Source organism: Duganella sp. CF517, from assembly GCF_900110275.1.
Taxonomy (GTDB): domain Bacteria; phylum Pseudomonadota; class Gammaproteobacteria; order Burkholderiales; family Burkholderiaceae_D; genus Rugamonas.
Genome location: NZ_FODC01000010.1, coordinates 26826 through 42556, shown reverse-complemented (window position 1 = coordinate 42556; position 15731 = coordinate 26826). Strand labels below are relative to the sequence as shown.

General features: G+C 64.6%; 13 protein-coding genes and 1 other RNA gene. 11 read left to right on the top strand and 3 right to left on the bottom strand.

Annotation, left to right across the window (positions count from 1 at the left end; all coding sequences use genetic code 11):
- The first annotated feature begins 33 nt into the window (after positions 1–33).
- The 4 genes from ribBA (at position 34) to BMX85_RS28165 (ending at position 3032) form a co-directional block, all read left to right on the top strand.
- Positions 34–1143, top strand: coding sequence for a bifunctional 3,4-dihydroxy-2-butanone-4-phosphate synthase/GTP cyclohydrolase II (gene ribBA / locus BMX85_RS28180; protein WP_090327257.1), 1110 nt, complete (start codon positions 34–36; stop codon positions 1141–1143).
- A gap of 26 nt (positions 1144–1169) precedes the next feature.
- Positions 1170–1658 (top strand): 6,7-dimethyl-8-ribityllumazine synthase, encoded by a 489-nt coding sequence (gene ribH / locus BMX85_RS28175; RefSeq protein WP_090327252.1) that lies wholly within the window; start codon positions 1170–1172, stop codon positions 1656–1658.
- 103 nt (positions 1659–1761) lie between these two features.
- The gene (gene nusB, locus BMX85_RS28170) at positions 1762–2232 is read left to right on the top strand and encodes a transcription antitermination factor NusB (RefSeq protein WP_090327247.1); all 471 of its coding nucleotides are present in this window, start codon (positions 1762–1764) and stop codon (positions 2230–2232) included.
- Between the two features lie 200 nt (positions 2233–2432).
- Complete coding sequence (locus tag BMX85_RS28165; protein ID WP_090327243.1) at positions 2433–3032, top strand: flagellar biosynthesis protein FlhF; 600 nt, start codon at positions 2433–2435, stop codon at positions 3030–3032.
- A gap of 69 nt (positions 3033–3101) precedes the next feature.
- Here the strand turns inward: BMX85_RS28165 and BMX85_RS28160 are convergent, their stop codons facing one another.
- A complete protein-coding gene (locus BMX85_RS28160) occupies positions 3102–4034 on the bottom strand; it encodes a lytic transglycosylase domain-containing protein (protein WP_090327239.1) in 933 nt (310 codons plus the stop codon).
- A gap of 482 nt (positions 4035–4516) precedes the next feature.
- Here BMX85_RS28160 and ubiD point away from each other — a divergent pair, with 482 nt between their 5' ends.
- Both ubiD and ffs read left to right on the top strand, forming a co-directional pair.
- Positions 4517–6001: a 4-hydroxy-3-polyprenylbenzoate decarboxylase gene (gene ubiD / locus BMX85_RS28155; RefSeq protein WP_090327234.1), complete on the top strand. Its 1485-nt coding sequence runs from the start codon at positions 4517–4519 to the stop codon at positions 5999–6001.
- A gap of 15 nt (positions 6002–6016) precedes the next feature.
- An RNA gene (ffs, locus tag BMX85_RS28150) (signal recognition particle sRNA small type) lies at positions 6017–6115 on the top strand.
- 75 nt (positions 6116–6190) lie between these two features.
- On the opposite strand, the gene BMX85_RS28145 is transcribed toward ffs, so the two are convergent.
- The gene (locus BMX85_RS28145) at positions 6191–6847 is read right to left on the bottom strand and encodes a hypothetical protein (RefSeq protein WP_090327229.1); all 657 of its coding nucleotides are present in this window, start codon (positions 6845–6847) and stop codon (positions 6191–6193) included.
- Between the two features lie 137 nt (positions 6848–6984).
- Here BMX85_RS28145 and dnaX point away from each other — a divergent pair, with 137 nt between their 5' ends.
- The 5 genes from dnaX to BMX85_RS28120 all read left to right on the top strand — a co-directional run bounded on the left by dnaX (position 6985) and on the right by BMX85_RS28120 (position 13563).
- Complete coding sequence (gene dnaX, locus BMX85_RS28140) at positions 6985–9558, top strand: DNA polymerase III subunit gamma/tau (RefSeq protein ID WP_090327224.1); 2574 nt, start codon at positions 6985–6987, stop codon at positions 9556–9558.
- 61 nt (positions 9559–9619) lie between these two features.
- A complete protein-coding gene (locus BMX85_RS28135) occupies positions 9620–9946 on the top strand; it encodes a YbaB/EbfC family nucleoid-associated protein (RefSeq protein ID WP_090327219.1) in 327 nt (108 codons plus the stop codon).
- 21 nt (positions 9947–9967) lie between these two features.
- Complete coding sequence (recR, locus tag BMX85_RS28130) at positions 9968–10558, top strand: recombination mediator RecR (RefSeq protein WP_090327214.1); 591 nt, start codon at positions 9968–9970, stop codon at positions 10556–10558.
- Positions 10555–11781: a CaiB/BaiF CoA transferase family protein gene (locus BMX85_RS28125; protein ID WP_090327210.1), complete on the top strand. Its 1227-nt coding sequence runs from the start codon at positions 10555–10557 to the stop codon at positions 11779–11781. The genes recR and BMX85_RS28125 overlap by 4 nt, the downstream gene beginning before the upstream one ends.
- A gap of 189 nt (positions 11782–11970) precedes the next feature.
- Entirely contained in the window at positions 11971–13563 is a 1593-nt protein-coding gene (locus BMX85_RS28120; RefSeq protein WP_090327206.1) for a methyl-accepting chemotaxis protein, read from the top strand.
- Between the two features lie 13 nt (positions 13564–13576).
- Here the strand turns inward: BMX85_RS28120 and BMX85_RS28115 are convergent, their stop codons facing one another.
- Positions 13577–15730 carry a putative bifunctional diguanylate cyclase/phosphodiesterase gene (locus BMX85_RS28115; RefSeq protein WP_090327202.1) on the bottom strand — a complete coding sequence of 718 codons (2154 nt, stop codon included), beginning with the start codon at positions 15728–15730 and terminating at the stop codon, positions 13577–13579.
- Between the last annotated feature and the right edge of the window lies 1 nt (position 15731).

The following is a 15731-nucleotide window of genomic DNA, read 5'->3' as shown; positions in this document are numbered from 1 at the left end:
GGCCTGTTCTCGCAAAGTTCCCAAGGATTAAAAATGTCAATTTCCAGCACCGAAGAAATCGTCGCCGAATTGCGCGCTGGCCGCATGGTGATCCTGGTCGATGAAGAAGACCGGGAAAACGAAGGTGACCTGGTGCTCGCGGCGGATTTCGTCACGCCGGAAGCCATCAATTTCATGGTCAAGCACGCGCGCGGCCTGGTCTGCCTGACCCTGACCGAAGAGCGCTGCGACCAGTTGAACCTGTCGATGATGTCGACCCGTAACGGTACCGCCTTCGGCACCAACTTCACCGTCTCGATCGAGGCGGCAGAGGGCGTGACCACCGGTATTTCGGCCGCCGACCGCGCCAAGACCATCCAGGTGGCCGTGGCCAAGGATACGCAGCCGACCGATATCGTCCAGCCGGGCCATATCTTCCCGCTGAAAGCGCAAAAGGGCGGCGTGCTGATGCGCGCGGGCCATACCGAAGCCGGTTGCGACCTCACCGCGATGGCGGGCCTGACCCCGGCGTCGGTGATCTGCGAGATCATGAAGGACGACGGCACGATGGCGCGTCTGCCGGATCTGCTGGAATTTGCCAAGGAACACAATCTGAAGATCGGCACCATCGCCGACCTGATCCACTATCGCAGCCGCAACGAGTCGCTCGTCGAGCAGATCGGCGAGCGCCAGCTGAAGACGGCGCAGGGCGAGTTCCGCATGATCGCCTACCGCGACAAGCCAAGCGGCTCGGCCCACCTGGCGCTGGTCCACGGCCAGATCGAAAAGAACAAGGAAACCCTGGTGCGCGTGCACCAGCCGGTCTCGATCCTCGACATCCTCGAGTCGGAGGCGACCACCCACTCGTGGAACCTGTCGTCGTCGCTGGCGGCGGTCAAGGCCGCCGACAGCGGCGTGATCGTGCTGCTCAATTGCGAGGAGACGGCGGAGCAGTTCTTCTCGCAGTTCCAGGCGCTCGACAAGCCCGAGACGAAACCGAAAGGCCGCGCGGCCAGCATGGACCTGCGCAGCTATGGTATCGGCGCGCAAATTTTGAAGGAAGTCGGCGTCTGCAAGATGCAGCTGCTGGCGAGCCCGCGCAAGATGCCGTCGATGACAGGCTTCGATCTTGAAGTGACCGGCTACTTGGCCAAACCGAACTAACAACACACATATTAAAGAGGTCCATCATGACGGTAGGAAGCTACGAAACCAATTTGTCCGGCGACGGTTTGCGCGTCGGCATCGTCCAGGCGCGTTTTAACGAGGACGTCTGCCACGGCTTGCTGGCCTCCTGCCTGGCCGAGCTGAAGCACCTGGGCGTGGCCGACGAGGACGTGCTGCATGTGGCCGTTCCCGGCGCGCTGGAAGTGCCGCTGGTGCTGCAGAAGATGGCCGAGTCGCAGCAGTTCGACGCGCTGATCGCGCTGGGCGCGGTCATCCGCGGCGAAACGTATCACTTCGAGCTGGTGTCGAACGAGTCGGGCGCGGGTATCACGCGTATCGGCCTCGATTATGGTATTCCGATCGCCAACGCGATCCTGACCACCGAGAACGACGAGCAGGCGGAAGCGCGCATGGCCGTCAAGGGCGCCGACGCCGCCCGCGTGGCCGTCGAGATGGCCAACCTGACCATCGCGCTCGAAGAGCTGAGCCAGGACCAGGGCGACGACGAGTAATATTTGTAGGACGGCAGGGTGTGCCGGTATGCGCCGGCGCACCAGACCGGATTTTCAGCAGTGTAGTGAGTATTTAAGTAAGTAATTAGAAACGGGTACAACCATGACAGATAAAATTTTGCACGCCAACCCTAGCAAGAGTCGCACGCCGCGTCACCGCGCACGCGAGTTCGCGTTGCAGGGTTTGTATCAGTGGCTGCTCAACAATGAAGACGCCGCCACCGTGGTCAATAACATCCGTGGCGCGCACGGCTTCGACAAGGCCGACGGCGACCACTTCACCGTGCTGCTGTACGGCGCGATCAAGGATTCGGTGGCGTTGCGCGAGACGTTCGCGCCGCTGGTCGACCGTGGCATCTCCGAACTGTCCCCGATCGAGCACGCGGTGCTGTTGATCGGCGCGTTCGAACTGAAGAACAACCTGGAAATTCCTTACCGCGTCGTCATCAACGAAGCGGTGGAATTGACCAAGTCGTTCGGCGGTATCGACGGCCACAAATACGTCAACGGCGTGCTGGACAAGCTGGCCGCGCGCCTGCGTCCGGACGAAGTGGCGGCCGACAAGAAACGCTAAGCCCCATCCGGTATCGCCTGAAGCCACCCAAGGTATCTTGCGGTGGCTTTTTTTATATGGGCGTTGACCTTGCGCGGCTTGCACTAGAGAATCAGTTGATATTCGACTAATCTTGAGGGCGCATTATCGAACTCTATCCTGCCCATGGCCCGCAAGCCTGGCGGCGGCGCGGCTGGCTGGCGCTGATCGGCGCCGCCCACGTGCTGGGCTTCGTCGCGTGGCAGACGCCTGAACGTCCGCTGGCGGCTGCCCTGGCGCCGCACGCGGCCATCACCTATATCCTGGCGCCGGTCAAACGGCTACAGCCGGCTGTGCCGGCGTCACCGAAGCCGGCCGGGCGGCCGTCGGCCACGCCGCCCGCCGCCAGAACGCGGACGCCGGCGCCCAGCGAGCCGGCCGCCGTCTCCGCGGCGCAACCGCAAGCGATCACCCAGCCCGTCTCACCGCCGCCGGACCCGTTCGCGGAGCAGGCCGCCAAGTCGCCCGACGACCTGCGGCAGCGCGCGCTCAACAGCGCCGCGCTGGTCGACAAGCAGCTGCGCAAGGAAGCCTGGAACCCGCGCGACAAGCGGATCGCCAACGATACGACGGCCCTGGCCGCAAGGATAGGCGGCGCCTACGTCGGCAACGACAGCGGCACGACGACGCAGGAGGTGGTCATGCCCGACGGCCGCCTGATGACCAAGGTCCGCACGCCGGGCGGCGGCTCGTACTGCGCGTACAAGGAAAACAATGCGCTGACCGGCGGGCGCGATCCTTTCCGCGACGGCATCAAGACCAAGGTGACCAGCTGCCCGTGACGCTGGACAATAGAAAAAGGCCGTTCAGTCTGCACTGAACGGCCTTTTTGTCGGTGTCCCCTATATATATTAGAGGCCGGCGATTTGCGTGTCGTGGTTCGGGCTTGGCGCCGCCGCGATCGGCGCGGTTTGCTGCTGCGGCTGCTGCTGCGGTTGTGGCTTGGCCACCGCCAGCATAGGCGTGATCGTCGGCACTTTCTTGCCTGCCGAAACCTGCTTCAGGCGGTTGTACTCGGCCATGACCTTCGAGCCGTAGCCGTCGTCATGTTCGAACGCTGCCGCGCCGACGTAGATCTTCAGGCCGGCTTCGACCGAACCGCCGCGCTGGACGTAATCCTTGAGGATCAGCGAGCCGACCCGGATGTTGGCGACCGGATTGAGCGCCGCTTGCAGGCCGCCCATTTCCTGGAATTTGTCGTGGTGGATCTTGGACATGACCTGCATCAGGCCCTGCGCGCCGACCGGGCTTTCCGCGAACGGATTGAGGCCGGATTCGATCGCCATCACGGCCAGGATCAGCAGCGGATCGAGTTTGATCTCGCGGGCCGTCAGGTAGGCGGTGGAAACGAGCATGTTGGCGGCGTCGCCAGCCACGCGGTAGCGCTTCGACAGCCACGAGGTGACCCATTGTTGCTGCTTCTGGGTACCCACCAGGGCTTTGTCGTCGGCGCTCAGCGGGGCGTCCTTGGCGTTGGCCGAGGCGGTTACCGGAGCGGTGGCTTGGGTTTGCATCAGTGCCGACAGCGGCGGCGCCACGACGGCGGCAACGGCTGGGACTTCTGGAGCCGGGTTCAGGCTGTCGCTCAAGGCTTTGGCCAGGTCCGGACGAACAAAAAATACTGCCATGACAACTAAAGCGGTCACACCAAGAATGGTCAAAGTGTGCTGGGCGGTGGTGAAAATGCCCTTTGCCGATACGCGGGCCGTCAAAAACGACGTCGCTGGCTGGCCGGCCAGGTAAGTGCGGGCCGCAGCCGACGCACTAGTGAAGCGATTAATCATAGAGTTCCCCTGAAATGCCGTAAAAGCGGGTCCCTGCCAGCGTCGAACGCAGCTAACCGGGTGCTAATGCCATGCATCAGAAATATCATCGTCCGTCGCCGCTATGGGTGCGCGCGTTGGACGCCGTCATTGCTTGCCTGAGCTGATCTTTCCCTGTGGTATTCGATCAGTCGCAATACAACTTCTTTCGGGGGTAAGGCAGACGCCTTTTGAAAACACTCCTTAAAATGTCATGTGGAGCCCCGACTCCGTGAATGAATGAGCAACAACAACATGTGCTTCCATGTGGTCCTGAGACCGTGTCCTCTTCAAGTAGGGCAAATTGTAGAAGCCGTTTTATATCAAGTCAATACTAACGCAATTGAAAGCTATAACTTTTAAGTCTTACTTTTTTGCTTGTGTTCGCTGGAAAACCAATAAAATCAACTACTTGACCTGTATTTTTAAACAGTACGCTTCACTGCACGAAAAATTAAAAAACAATGAAATATTCTGATTTGCGAGATTTTATTTCTCAACTGCAACGAATCGACGAACTTAGGCCCATTTTATTGCCCGTTTCGCCGCATTTAGAGATGACCGAGGTATCCGACCGCACATTGCGCGCCGGCGGACCGGCATTGCTGTTCAAAAATCCGACCGGGCACACGATGCCGGTGCTGACCAATCTGTTCGGCACGCCGCGCCGGGTTGCGCTCGGCATGGGCGCCGAGGATGTCGGCGAGCTGCGCAAAATCGGCCACGTGCTGGCGCGCTTGAAGGAGCCGGAACCGCCCAAGGATTTCAAGGACCTGCTTGGCCTGGGTTCGCTGGTCAAGGCCGTCTGGGACATGGCGCCGAAGGAATTGCGCGGCGCGCCGTGCCACGACATCGTGTGGGAGGGCGCCGACGTCGATCTGGCCAAGCTGCCGATCCAGCATTGCTGGCCGGGCGACATCGCGCCGCTGATCACGTGGGGCCTGGTGATCACCAAGGGACCTAATAAGAAGCGCCAGAACCTGGGCATCTACCGCCAGCAGGTGCTGGGCCCGAACAAGGTCATCATGCGCTGGCTGGCGCATCGCGGCGGCGCGCTCGATTTCCGCGAGCACGCCATACAGAACAAGGGCAAGCCCTATCCGATCTGCGTCGCGCTGGGCGCCGATCCCGCTACTATATTAGGCGCGGTCACGCCGGTGCCGGACAGCTTGTCGGAATACCAGTTCGCCGGCCTGCTGCGCGGCAGCCGCACCGAGCTGGTCAAGGCCATCGGCAGCGAGCTGCGGGTGCCGGCGTCGGCCGAGATCGTGCTGGAAGGCCATATCTATCCGGACGAGAACCATCCGTCCGGCTACGAGCACGCGCTCGAGGGGCCTTACGGCGACCACACCGGCTACTATAATGAGCAGGATTCCTTCCCGGTGTTCACTATCGACCGCATCACGATGCGCCGCGATCCGATCTACCACTCGACTTATACGGGCAAGCCGCCGGACGAACCGGCCGTGCTGGGTCTGGCGCTGAACGAAGTGTTCATCCCGCTGCTGCAAAAGCAGTTCACCGAGATCACCGATTTCTATCTGCCGCCGGAAGGTTGCAGCTACCGCATGGCGGTGGTGCAGATCAAGAAGCAGTACGCCGGCCATGCCAAGCGCGTGATGTTCGGCGTGTGGAGCTTCCTGCGCCAGTTCATGTATACCAAGTTCATCGTGGTGGTGGACGAGGACGTGAACGTGCGCGACTGGAAGGAAGTGATCTGGGCGATCACCACCCGCGTCGATCCGACCCGCGACACCACCCTGGTCGACAACACGCCGATCGATTACCTGGATTTCGCCTCGCCGGTCAGTGGCCTGGGCAGCAAGATGGGCATCGACGCGACCAACAAGTGGCCCGGCGAGACGACCCGCGAATGGGGCACGACGATCACCATGACGCCCGAGGTGAAAACGCGCGTCGATCAGATTTGGCAGGAGTTGGGCCTGTAGGGTATAATTGATCCCGGCGGGCCCCTGCGCATTGTGGCACGGCTAACCTGGTCAGGTCGGGAACGAAGCAGCCACGGCTGTTAACCATAAGTGCCGCAGATCAGGCTCGCCTCCTTCGGGAATCCTTCGGGAATATTAAAAAGCTGCCATCAGGCAGCTTTTTTTATGTCCGCTGAACCGGTGGCCGGGTTAGTCGCCCCGCAGTTCCGCTTCGAACGGGCGCTCGGACGCCACCATCATCGGGTTGGACTTCAGCAAGTCCGCGTCCGGCTTCAGCGCGATCTCGTGTTTCGCGTTGGTGGTGTAGACCTTGGCGCCGACCCTCAGCTGCGCCGGCTTGTCGAACTTGAACAGCACGGCATCGACGCTCGGGGCGAACAGGCTCATCGCGCCGGCCATCTTCTTGATCGCCTTGTTCATTTGCCCGACGCTGCCCATCACGGTGGCGTACGACCATTGCAATCCTTCCGGCAGCGGCGTCACGGCCTCGTAGTTGACGGCCGTCTTGTCTTCCTTGGGCAGGCTGGTCATGATCTTGACGTCATCCCGCATCCATTTGGGATTGGGCGCGCCGATCGCCAGCCGGAAGTCCGGCGTGAGCGCGGGCAGCGGCGTGCGTTCGGCGCCGTCGACGACGGTCAGCACGACATCCGACGGCTTGTAGGCTTTGTTGACCGGTTGCACCTTGAGGAACAGGTTGACCCGGTCGCGCTCGGCGAGCGGCAGCGCGTAGAACCGGTCCAGGCGCAGGCCCTCGACCAGTTTTTTATAGGGCGTCCATTCACGCTCGGCGGCGTGCAGGTTGAGGGACAACATCAGCAGGGAGAGCAGGGCGATTTTTTTCATTTTTCACAGGTCGAAGCAAAAACAAATTGTAGGGCAGAATTGTTGCCGTACCTATTATTGCGCCGAGTTGTTACAATTGCCGCTTTGGCGCGCCCAACGCGGCCCCTTCGCTCCTGCTATCTACGGTAAAATCCAGCATGTCCTATCAAGTCCTCGCCCGTAAATACCGCCCCAAGAACTTCGAAACGCTCGTCGGCCAGGAGCATGTCGTGCGCGCGCTCACGCACGCGCTGCACAGCGGACGGCTGCACCACGCCTACCTGTTCACCGGCACCCGCGGCGTCGGCAAGACCACCTTGTCGCGCATCCTGGCCAAGTCGCTCAATTGCGTCGGCCCGGACGGCAACGGCGGCATCACGCCCACACCGTGCGGCGTGTGCGAGGCGTGCACCGCGATCGACGCGGGCCGCTTTGTCGATTACATCGAGATGGACGCGGCGTCGAACCGGGGCGTGGACGAGATGGCGCAGCTGCTCGAGCAGGCGGTGTACGCGCCGAGCAACGCGCGCTTCAAGGTCTACATGATCGATGAGGTGCACATGCTCACCAACCACGCCTTCAATTCGATGCTGAAGACGTTGGAGGAGCCGCCCGAGCACGTCAAATTCATCCTGGCGACGACCGATCCGCAAAAGATTCCCGTGACGGTGCTGTCGCGCTGCCTGCAATTCAATTTGAAACAGATGCCGCCGGGCCACATCATCGGCCATCTGGAAAACATCCTGGGGCAGGAGGGCATCGCCTTCGAGCAGCCGGCCTTGCGCCTGCTGGCCGCCGGCGCCCACGGTTCGATGCGCGACGCGCTGTCGCTGACCGACCAGGCCATCGCCTACGCGGCCGGCGAAGTGACGCTCGACGCGGTGCAGGGCATGCTCGGCGCGCTCGACCAGTCGTATCTGATCCGCCTGCTCGACGCATTGGCGGCGCAGGACGGCGCCGACCTGCTGGCCGTGGCCGACGAGATGGCCACGCGCAGCCTGTCGTACAACGGCGCGCTGCAGGATCTGGGCACCTTGCTGCACCGCATCGCGCTGGCGCAGACGGTGCCGGCCGCGTTGCCGGAGGATTTGCCCGAGTACGCCGACGTGGTGCGCCTGGCCGCCGCGTTCGACGCGGAAGAAGTGCAATTGTATTACCAGATCGCCGTGCATGGCCGCAATGAACTGGGCCTGGCACCGGATGAATACGCCGGTTTCTCGATGACCCTGCTGCGCATGCTGGCCTTTCGGCCCGGGGTAGGCGGTGCCGAGGGACAACCTGCGGGCGCGCCGGCGATGTCGCGTCCGGCGGCCGTGGCCGCCGCCCGCGCCGCCGCCGCGCCGCCGGCGCGCGCGGCCTCCCATGTGCAGGCCAACCACGCCAGCATGACGCCGCCCGCGGTGGTCGCCGGCGCCGCCGCCGCGCTGGCGCGTGGCGAGATGCAGCCGCCCGCGGCCGCTTCTGCGCCTGCGCCTGCGCCGGCACCGGCCGTGGCTCCCGCAGCGGTCGCGCCGGCAAGCGCGCCAGTGAATGCGGCGCCACCCCCGACGATGGCGGCAGCGGCGCCCGTGCCTGCGCCCGCGCCGATGGCGGCTCCCGCCCCGGCGCTACAGGCGGCCGCGCCGTCGGGACCGATCAGTCCCGCCCGCGCCGCCTTGAACGCCGCGCTGGAAGCGGCGCGCGCCGGCTCCAAGCCGGGTGCGCGCGCCTATGGCGGCGGACCAGCCCCATCGGCGCCAGCGCCAGCCGCTGCCGAGCCTGCCGCAGCGCCGGCGATGGCGCCGTCGCAGCCTCAGCCCCAGCCCCAGCCTCAGGCGCCGAGCGCCGCCTACGCGCCGCCGGGGGGCTCCGCAAATTTTAATGCCGCGCAGGCCGCCGCACCGTCGCGTCCTGCGCCATGGGAAGACCTGCCGCCGGCCTCGGCCTCGGGTGGCGATGCCGCCGTGCTGGAAGCGCCGGTGCGCCAGGCCGTGCAGCCGCTGCACCAGATTCAGCAGCCAGCCCCCGCAGCCGCGCCGCAATACGCCGCGCCCGCCGCCCGTCCCGCCCAACAGCAGGCCGACGACGAGGACGACCTGCCGCCGTGGGTCACCGAATTTTCCGACGACAGCGCGATAGCGCAATCGTCGCCGGCGCCGCAAGGCTACGCGCCGCCCGCGCAGAGCCAGTCGTATGCGCCGTCGCACGGCCCGGCGGCCGCGCCGGCCCCGGCGAACCATGGCATCGGCGATGGCGTGCAGGCGTTCGTCGCGCCGGCCCGCGCCGCGCCGGCCCCGGCCAAGGCGCCGTACGCCTACGTCATCACCCCGGTGCCCGAGCTCGGCTGGGACGGCAACTGGCCGGCGGTCGCCGCCGCGCTGCCGTTGCGCGGCGTGGCCCAGCAACTGGCGATGCAGGCCGAGCTGATCGAATGCGGTTTCGACGGCAACGCGGTCGTCTTCAAGGTCCGCGTGCCGATCGAAACCTGGCGCACGCAGGGCAACGTGGAAAAGCTGACGGTGGCGCTGACCGAGCGTTTCGGCCGCGCCGTGCGCGTCGACACCGAGCTGGGCGCCGTCTGGTACACCGCCAGCGCCGAGGCGCAGGCGCACCGCGCGGCCTGCCAGCGGGCCGCCGAGGAGACCATCGCCAACGATCCCTTTGTGAACAGCATGATCCGCGAGTTCGACGCCTGGGTCGTGCCGGGCTCGATCGTGCCTCCGGCGGCGGCCCTGGCCGCGTCGCCGAGCTGATTATATCCTCGCTCACATCCTCGATCACATCCCTATTAATTCAAACACGGAGAACTCCATCATGATGAAGAACCAACTGGCAGGCTTGATGAAGCAAGCGCAAGCAATGCAGGACAACATGAAAAAGGCGCAGGAAGCGCTGGCCCTGATCGAAGTCGAAGGCCAGTCCGGCGCCGGCCTGGTCAAGGTCGTGATGAGCTGCAAGAACGACGTCAAGCGCGTGTCGATCGATCCGTCGCTGCTGGCCGACGACAAGGACATGCTGGAAGACCTGGTCGCCGCCGCCTTCAACGACGCCGTGCGCAAGGCCGAGGCGACCGCCGCCGAGAAAATGGGCGGCTTGACCTCCGGCATGAATCTGCCGGCCGGCTTCAAGATGCCGTTCTAAGCAAGGGCTCGGTCCGGGCATATGTCCAAATCGCTGGAATTTCTGACGGAAGCGCTGCGCCGTCTGCCCGGCGTCGGCCCCAAGTCGGCGCAACGGATGGCGTTCCACTTGCTGCAGCACGACCGCGAAGGCGCGGACATGCTGTCGCGCGCGTTGCACCAGGCCGTCAGCGCCGTGCACCACTGCGCGCTGTGCAACACCTTCACCGAGGACGAGGTGTGCGACATGTGCACCGACGAGCAGCGCGACCGCCGCCTGCTGTGCGTGGTCGAGACGCCGGCCGATCAGTTGATGATCGAGCAGACCTTGACCTACAAGGGCTTGTACTTCGTCCTGATGGGGCGGCTCTCGCCGCTCGACGGCATCGGCCCGAAAGATATTCACCTGGAAAAACTGGTGGCGCGCGCCGCCGACGGTCTGGTCACCGAGGTGGTGCTGGCCACCAATTTCACCAACGAGGGCGAGGCCACCGCGCATTACATCAGCGAGTTGCTGAAGGCGCGCGGGCTCAACGTCAGCCGCCTGGCGCGCGGCGTGCCGGTCGGCGGCGAGCTCGAATACGTCGACGCCGGCACCATCGCCCGCGCGATGCTGGACCGCAGGGCGACATGACCGATCCCAAATCCCCCAAGTCTTCCGGCCCCTTGGCCGGCATCAAGGTGCTGGAGCTGGGCACGCTGATCGCCGGGCCGTTCTGCGCGCGCATGCTGGCCGAGTTCGGCGCCGAGGTGATCAAGATCGAATCGCCCGACGGCGGCGACCCGATCCGCAAATGGCGGGTGCTGAAGGACGGCACGTCGCTGTGGTGGTCGGTGCAGGCGCGCAACAAGAAATCGCTGACGCTCAACATGAAGAGCGAGCGCGGCCGCGCCATCGCCCGCCAACTGGCGCTCGAAGCGGACATCGTCGTCGAAAACTACCGTCCCGGCGTGCTGGAAAAATGGGACATCGGCTACCAGCAATTGAAGGCGCTCAATCCGGCCACCATCATGGTGCGGCTGTCCGGCTTCGGCCAGACCGGGCCGATGAAGGATCTGCCCGGCTTCGGCGCGATCGGCGAATCGATGGGCGGCTTGCGCTACGTGTCCGGCCACGCGGACCGGCCGCCAGTGCGCGTGGGCGTGTCGATCGGCGACTCGGTGGCGGCGCTGCACGGCGTGATCGGCGCGATGATGGCGTTGCGGCACCGCGACGCCACCGGCGGCAGGCTGGAAGGCGAGGGCCAGATGGTCGACGTGGCGTTGTACGAGTCCGTCTTCAACCTGATGGAATCGCTGGTGCCGGAGTTCGATCATGCCGGCGTGGTGCGCGAGCGCACCGGCGGGGCGTTGCCGGGCATCGTGCCGTCCAACACCTACACGACGAAGGATGGCGAGAACATCGTCATCGCCGGCAATGGCGACGCGATCTTCAAGCGGCTGATGCTGGCCATGGGACGCTTCGACCTGGCCGGGGATGCGCAGCTGGAGCGCAACGACGGCCGCGTGCGGCGCACGCAGGAAATCGACGACGCCATCCAGGCGTGGTGCGCGACGCAGGATATCGACAGCGCGCTGACGGTGCTGAAAGCGGCCGATGTGCCGGCCGGGAAAATTTATTCGGTGCGCGACATGATGACCGATCCGCAGTTTTTGGCGCGCGGGATGTTCGAGCAGCACCAGTTCGCCGATGGCACGCCGGTCAAGCTGCCGGCGATTTCGCCTAAGCTGTCGGCCACGCCCGGCCGCACGCAGTGGATCGGCCCGACGCTGGGGCAGCACAACGACGAGGTGCTGCGCTCGCTCGGTTACAGCGACGACGAAATCGCCGCGATGAGGCGGGACGGCGTCCTTTGAGCGCCGCGTCGATCGATTAAACCCGCCGCGCGCGGGTTTTTTTGTCACTATTGCTTTTAAAGCCAAGAACGGCGCGGCAGGCGATTCATGAATTATTGATTTATTTGGTTTTTCAAAAATCACATTAATCAAATTTCCCAAATTCATGTTAAGGTGTCGCCATGCAATAATTTCTTTAGGGGAAGCATCATGGAGCATACCGGCGGCCGTTTTTCGTTTAAAAATTTCTCGGTTAAAAACAAGCTGGGCGTGGCCTTTGGCGCGCTGATCGTCCTATTGTTGCTGATCGTTGGCATTTCCCTGCTGGCGCTGTCACGCGCCAATCGGCAGTTCGTCGACTATGTCGACGGCGTGCAGGCGCGCGCGCTGCTGGTCGAGCAGATCAGCTCTGCCGTGGACCGGCGCGCGATCTCCGCCCGCAACCTGATCCTGGCGTCTTCGCCGCAGGACATGGCCGCCGAACATGCGCAAGTCCAACGCGACCACCGCGACGTTGGCCGCAACATGGACGCGTTGAAGGCGATGTTGCAGCAGAACGGCGGTGAACTCGACCAGGCCCGCCGCCTGTTTGCGGACATCGAAAAAGTCGAGGCCGCGTATGGGCCGGTCGCGCTGGAGATCGTCCGGCGCGCTTTCTCCCGGGATAAGGCAGGCGCCACCGCCGACATCGTCGAACGCTGCCGTCCGCTGCTGACGCGCCTGACCGCGGCGACGGTCGCCTATGCCGACTACACGCGCCTCCATTCGCGCAAGATGATCGACAAGGCCGGGCGGACCTACGAGACGCTGCGGAACGCGCTGATCGCCTGCAGCCTGGCCGCCGTGGCGCTGGCCGCCGCCCTGGCCTGGCTGATCACCATCCAGATCACCCGTTCGCTCAGGGTGGCGGTGGCGGTGGCCGCCAGCATCGCGGAAGGCAAGCTCGACAACCATATCGCGGTGGAATCGGTGGACGAAAGCGGCCAGTTGCTGGCGGCGCTGCGGCGCATGCAGTCGAGCCTGAACGAAACCGTCAGCGCGGTGCGTTCGACCGCCGAGGACCTGGCCAGCGCCACCGCGCGCATCAGCCACGGCAACAACGAGTTGAGCGAGCGTACCGAACGCCAGGCGTCGGCCTTGCAGGAATCGGCCGCATCGATGGAGCAGCTCGGCTCGACGGTGCGTCAGAACGCCGATATGGTTTGCTCGGCCAACGAGTTGGCGAACCGGGCCAGCCAAATCGCCGCGCGCGGCGGCGATGCCGTCGGGCAGGTGGTGGCGACCATGAAAAATATCGAGGGCAGCTCGAAGCAAATCAGCAGCATCATCACGGTGATCGACGCGATCGCGTTCCAGACCAATATCCTGGCCCTGAACGCGGCCGTCGAGGCCGCCCGCGCGGGCGAGCAGGGCCGTGGCTTCGCGGTGGTGGCCAGCGAGGTGCGGATGCTGGCCGGGCGCAGCGCCGAGGCCGCCAAGGAGATCAAGACCTTGATCGGCGCCAGCGCCGATTGCGTCGCCCATGGCGCCGCCCTCGCCGGTAGCGCCGGGGCCACCATGCTCGACGCGGTGGCGGCGATTCGCAGCGTCAGTTTGCTGATGAATGACATCAGCTCGGCAACGCGGGAGCAGACCGAGGGCGTGCGCCAAATCGGCGAGTCGGTGGCGTTAATCGATCAGGCCACCCAGCAGAACGCGCTGCTGGTGGGCGAAAGCGCCGAAGCCGCCGGCGCGCTGCGGCAAATGGCGCAAGCGATGGTGGACAACGTGTCGGTGTTCCAACAGGCGGCGCAGGCGGCCTGATTCGGCCGCCGGCTTAAACCGCCGGCGCCGAGAGCGCCCATTGGTTGCTCAGCATCAGCGTGATCGATTCCGGCGGCGACGGGTGGCCCAGGTAATATCCCTGCACCATGTCGCAACCGTACTCCTCCAGCAGTACCAGCTGCGCGTCGGTCTCCACGCCCTCGGCCACCACCGCCATCTTCAGCCCATGCGCCATCGCGATGATGGCGCGCGTGATGGCCGCGTTCTCCGAATCCTGCGGCAGCCCGCAAATAAAACTCTTGTCGATCTTGAGCGCCCGCACGTCGAAGCGCTTGAGATAGTTCATCGACGAATACCCGGTGCCGAAGTCGTCGATCGACAGGTACACGCCGATGGCGCGCAGCTGTTCCAGGGTGACCATGGTGGCGCGGGCGTCGTCCATCAGCGTGCCTTCGGTCAACTCCAGTTCCAGCAAGTCGGCCGGCAGACCCGTGTCGTCCAGCGCCGACATCACGATCTGCGTCAAATTCTCATCCTTGAACTGCTTGGCCGACAGATTGACCGCCACCCGCAGCGGCTGCTTGCCGATCGCCTGCCACGCCATCGCCTGCCGGCACGCCGTGCGCAGCACCCATTCGCCGATCGGGACGATCAGGCCGGTCTCCTCGGCCAGCGGAATGAATTCGGTGGGCGAGATCACGCCGCGCTCCGGATGGCGCCAGCGCACCAGCGCCTCGACGCCGACGATGCGGGCGCTGGCGACGTCGATCTGCGGTTGGTACAGCAGATACAGTTCGTCGTTCTGCAAGGCCTTGCGCAGGCCGACCTCGAGCTTGACGTGGCTCATGATCTGCATCGTCAGCGACGAGCTGTACAGCTTGGCGTTGTTCTTGCCGCAGTTCTTGGCGTGGTACATCGCCGTGTCCGCGTACTTGAGCAGCGAGTTGCAATCCTCGCCGTCCTCGGGGTACAAGGAAATGCCGATGCTGGCGGTGACGAAGATTTCGTGGGCTTCGATCAGGAACGGCCGGCGCATCGCTTCCTTGACCCGGTGCGCCACGTTGAGCGCGTTTTCCACCCGTTCCAGGTCGGGAATCAAAATGGTGAATTCGTCGCCGCCCAGCCGCGCCAGGTTGTTGCCGCCCACCTCGGTGCGCGAGACCAGGTCGCTCGGGCGCGTGGTTTCGCGCAGGCGTTCGGACACGGCCATCAGCAAATGGTCGCCAACGTCGTGGCCCAGGGTGTCGTTGATGCGCTTGAAGGCGTCCAGGTCCATGAACAGCACGGCGAATTTCTTGTTGCCCTTGCGCGAGCGCGCCAGCTCCGCCTCCAGCGTCTCCAGGAAGGCTTGCCGGTTCGGGATGCCGGTCAGGCTGTCGCAGTAGGCCAGGCGGCGGATCTGTTCCTCGGTGCGCTTGCGCTCGCTGATATCGCGCACCAGGCCGAGCACCTCGTCGGGGCCGGTGGCCACCAGCCGCGCCTCGAAGTGCCGCACCGGCAACGGCACCGCGTGCTCGCCGTGGCGCACGCGCGGCGCCGGGCCGGGGATCGGCAGTTCGTAGTCGAGCGAGCGGATGTGCTGGGTCTCCAGCACCGTGCGCACTTCTTCCAGCATGTGTCGCGCGATGTCGTCGGGCAGCACCTGGTTCAGGTGGCGGCCGACGCAATTGTCGCTGGAGAACACGCTGCTGGCCTCGTGGCCCTGCTCGTAGTCCAGATAGAAACCGTCCTTGTTCATGCGGAAGAAGGTGTCCGGGATCGCCGCCAGCACGGCGCGGTGGTGGGCGTCGGCGATGCGCAGCCGGGTGATGGCGTCGCTGGCGCGCAGCACGTACAGCACGCGGTGGCCGAGGATGGGCCAGTTGATCGGCTTGGAGACGAAATCGGTGGCGCCGGCCTCGTAGGCCTTGGTCACCGATTCGAGCTCGTCGCCGCCGGTGACCATGATGATGGGCACCACCGAATGCGTTTCGAGCCGGCGGATTTCGCGGCACACCGAGAAGCCGTCCATGCCGGGCATTTCGACGTCGAGCAGCACCAGGTCCGGCGCCATGCTCTGGTAGCAGGCCAGCGCCTGCACGCCGTCCTCGGCCTCGACGGCGTCGAGGCCGACCTGGGCCAGCATTTCCAGCATCAGCAGGCGCATCACGGGATCGTCGTCGGCGACCAGCACCAGACCGCGCTTGGGGGAGAAGGGCGTTGCCATG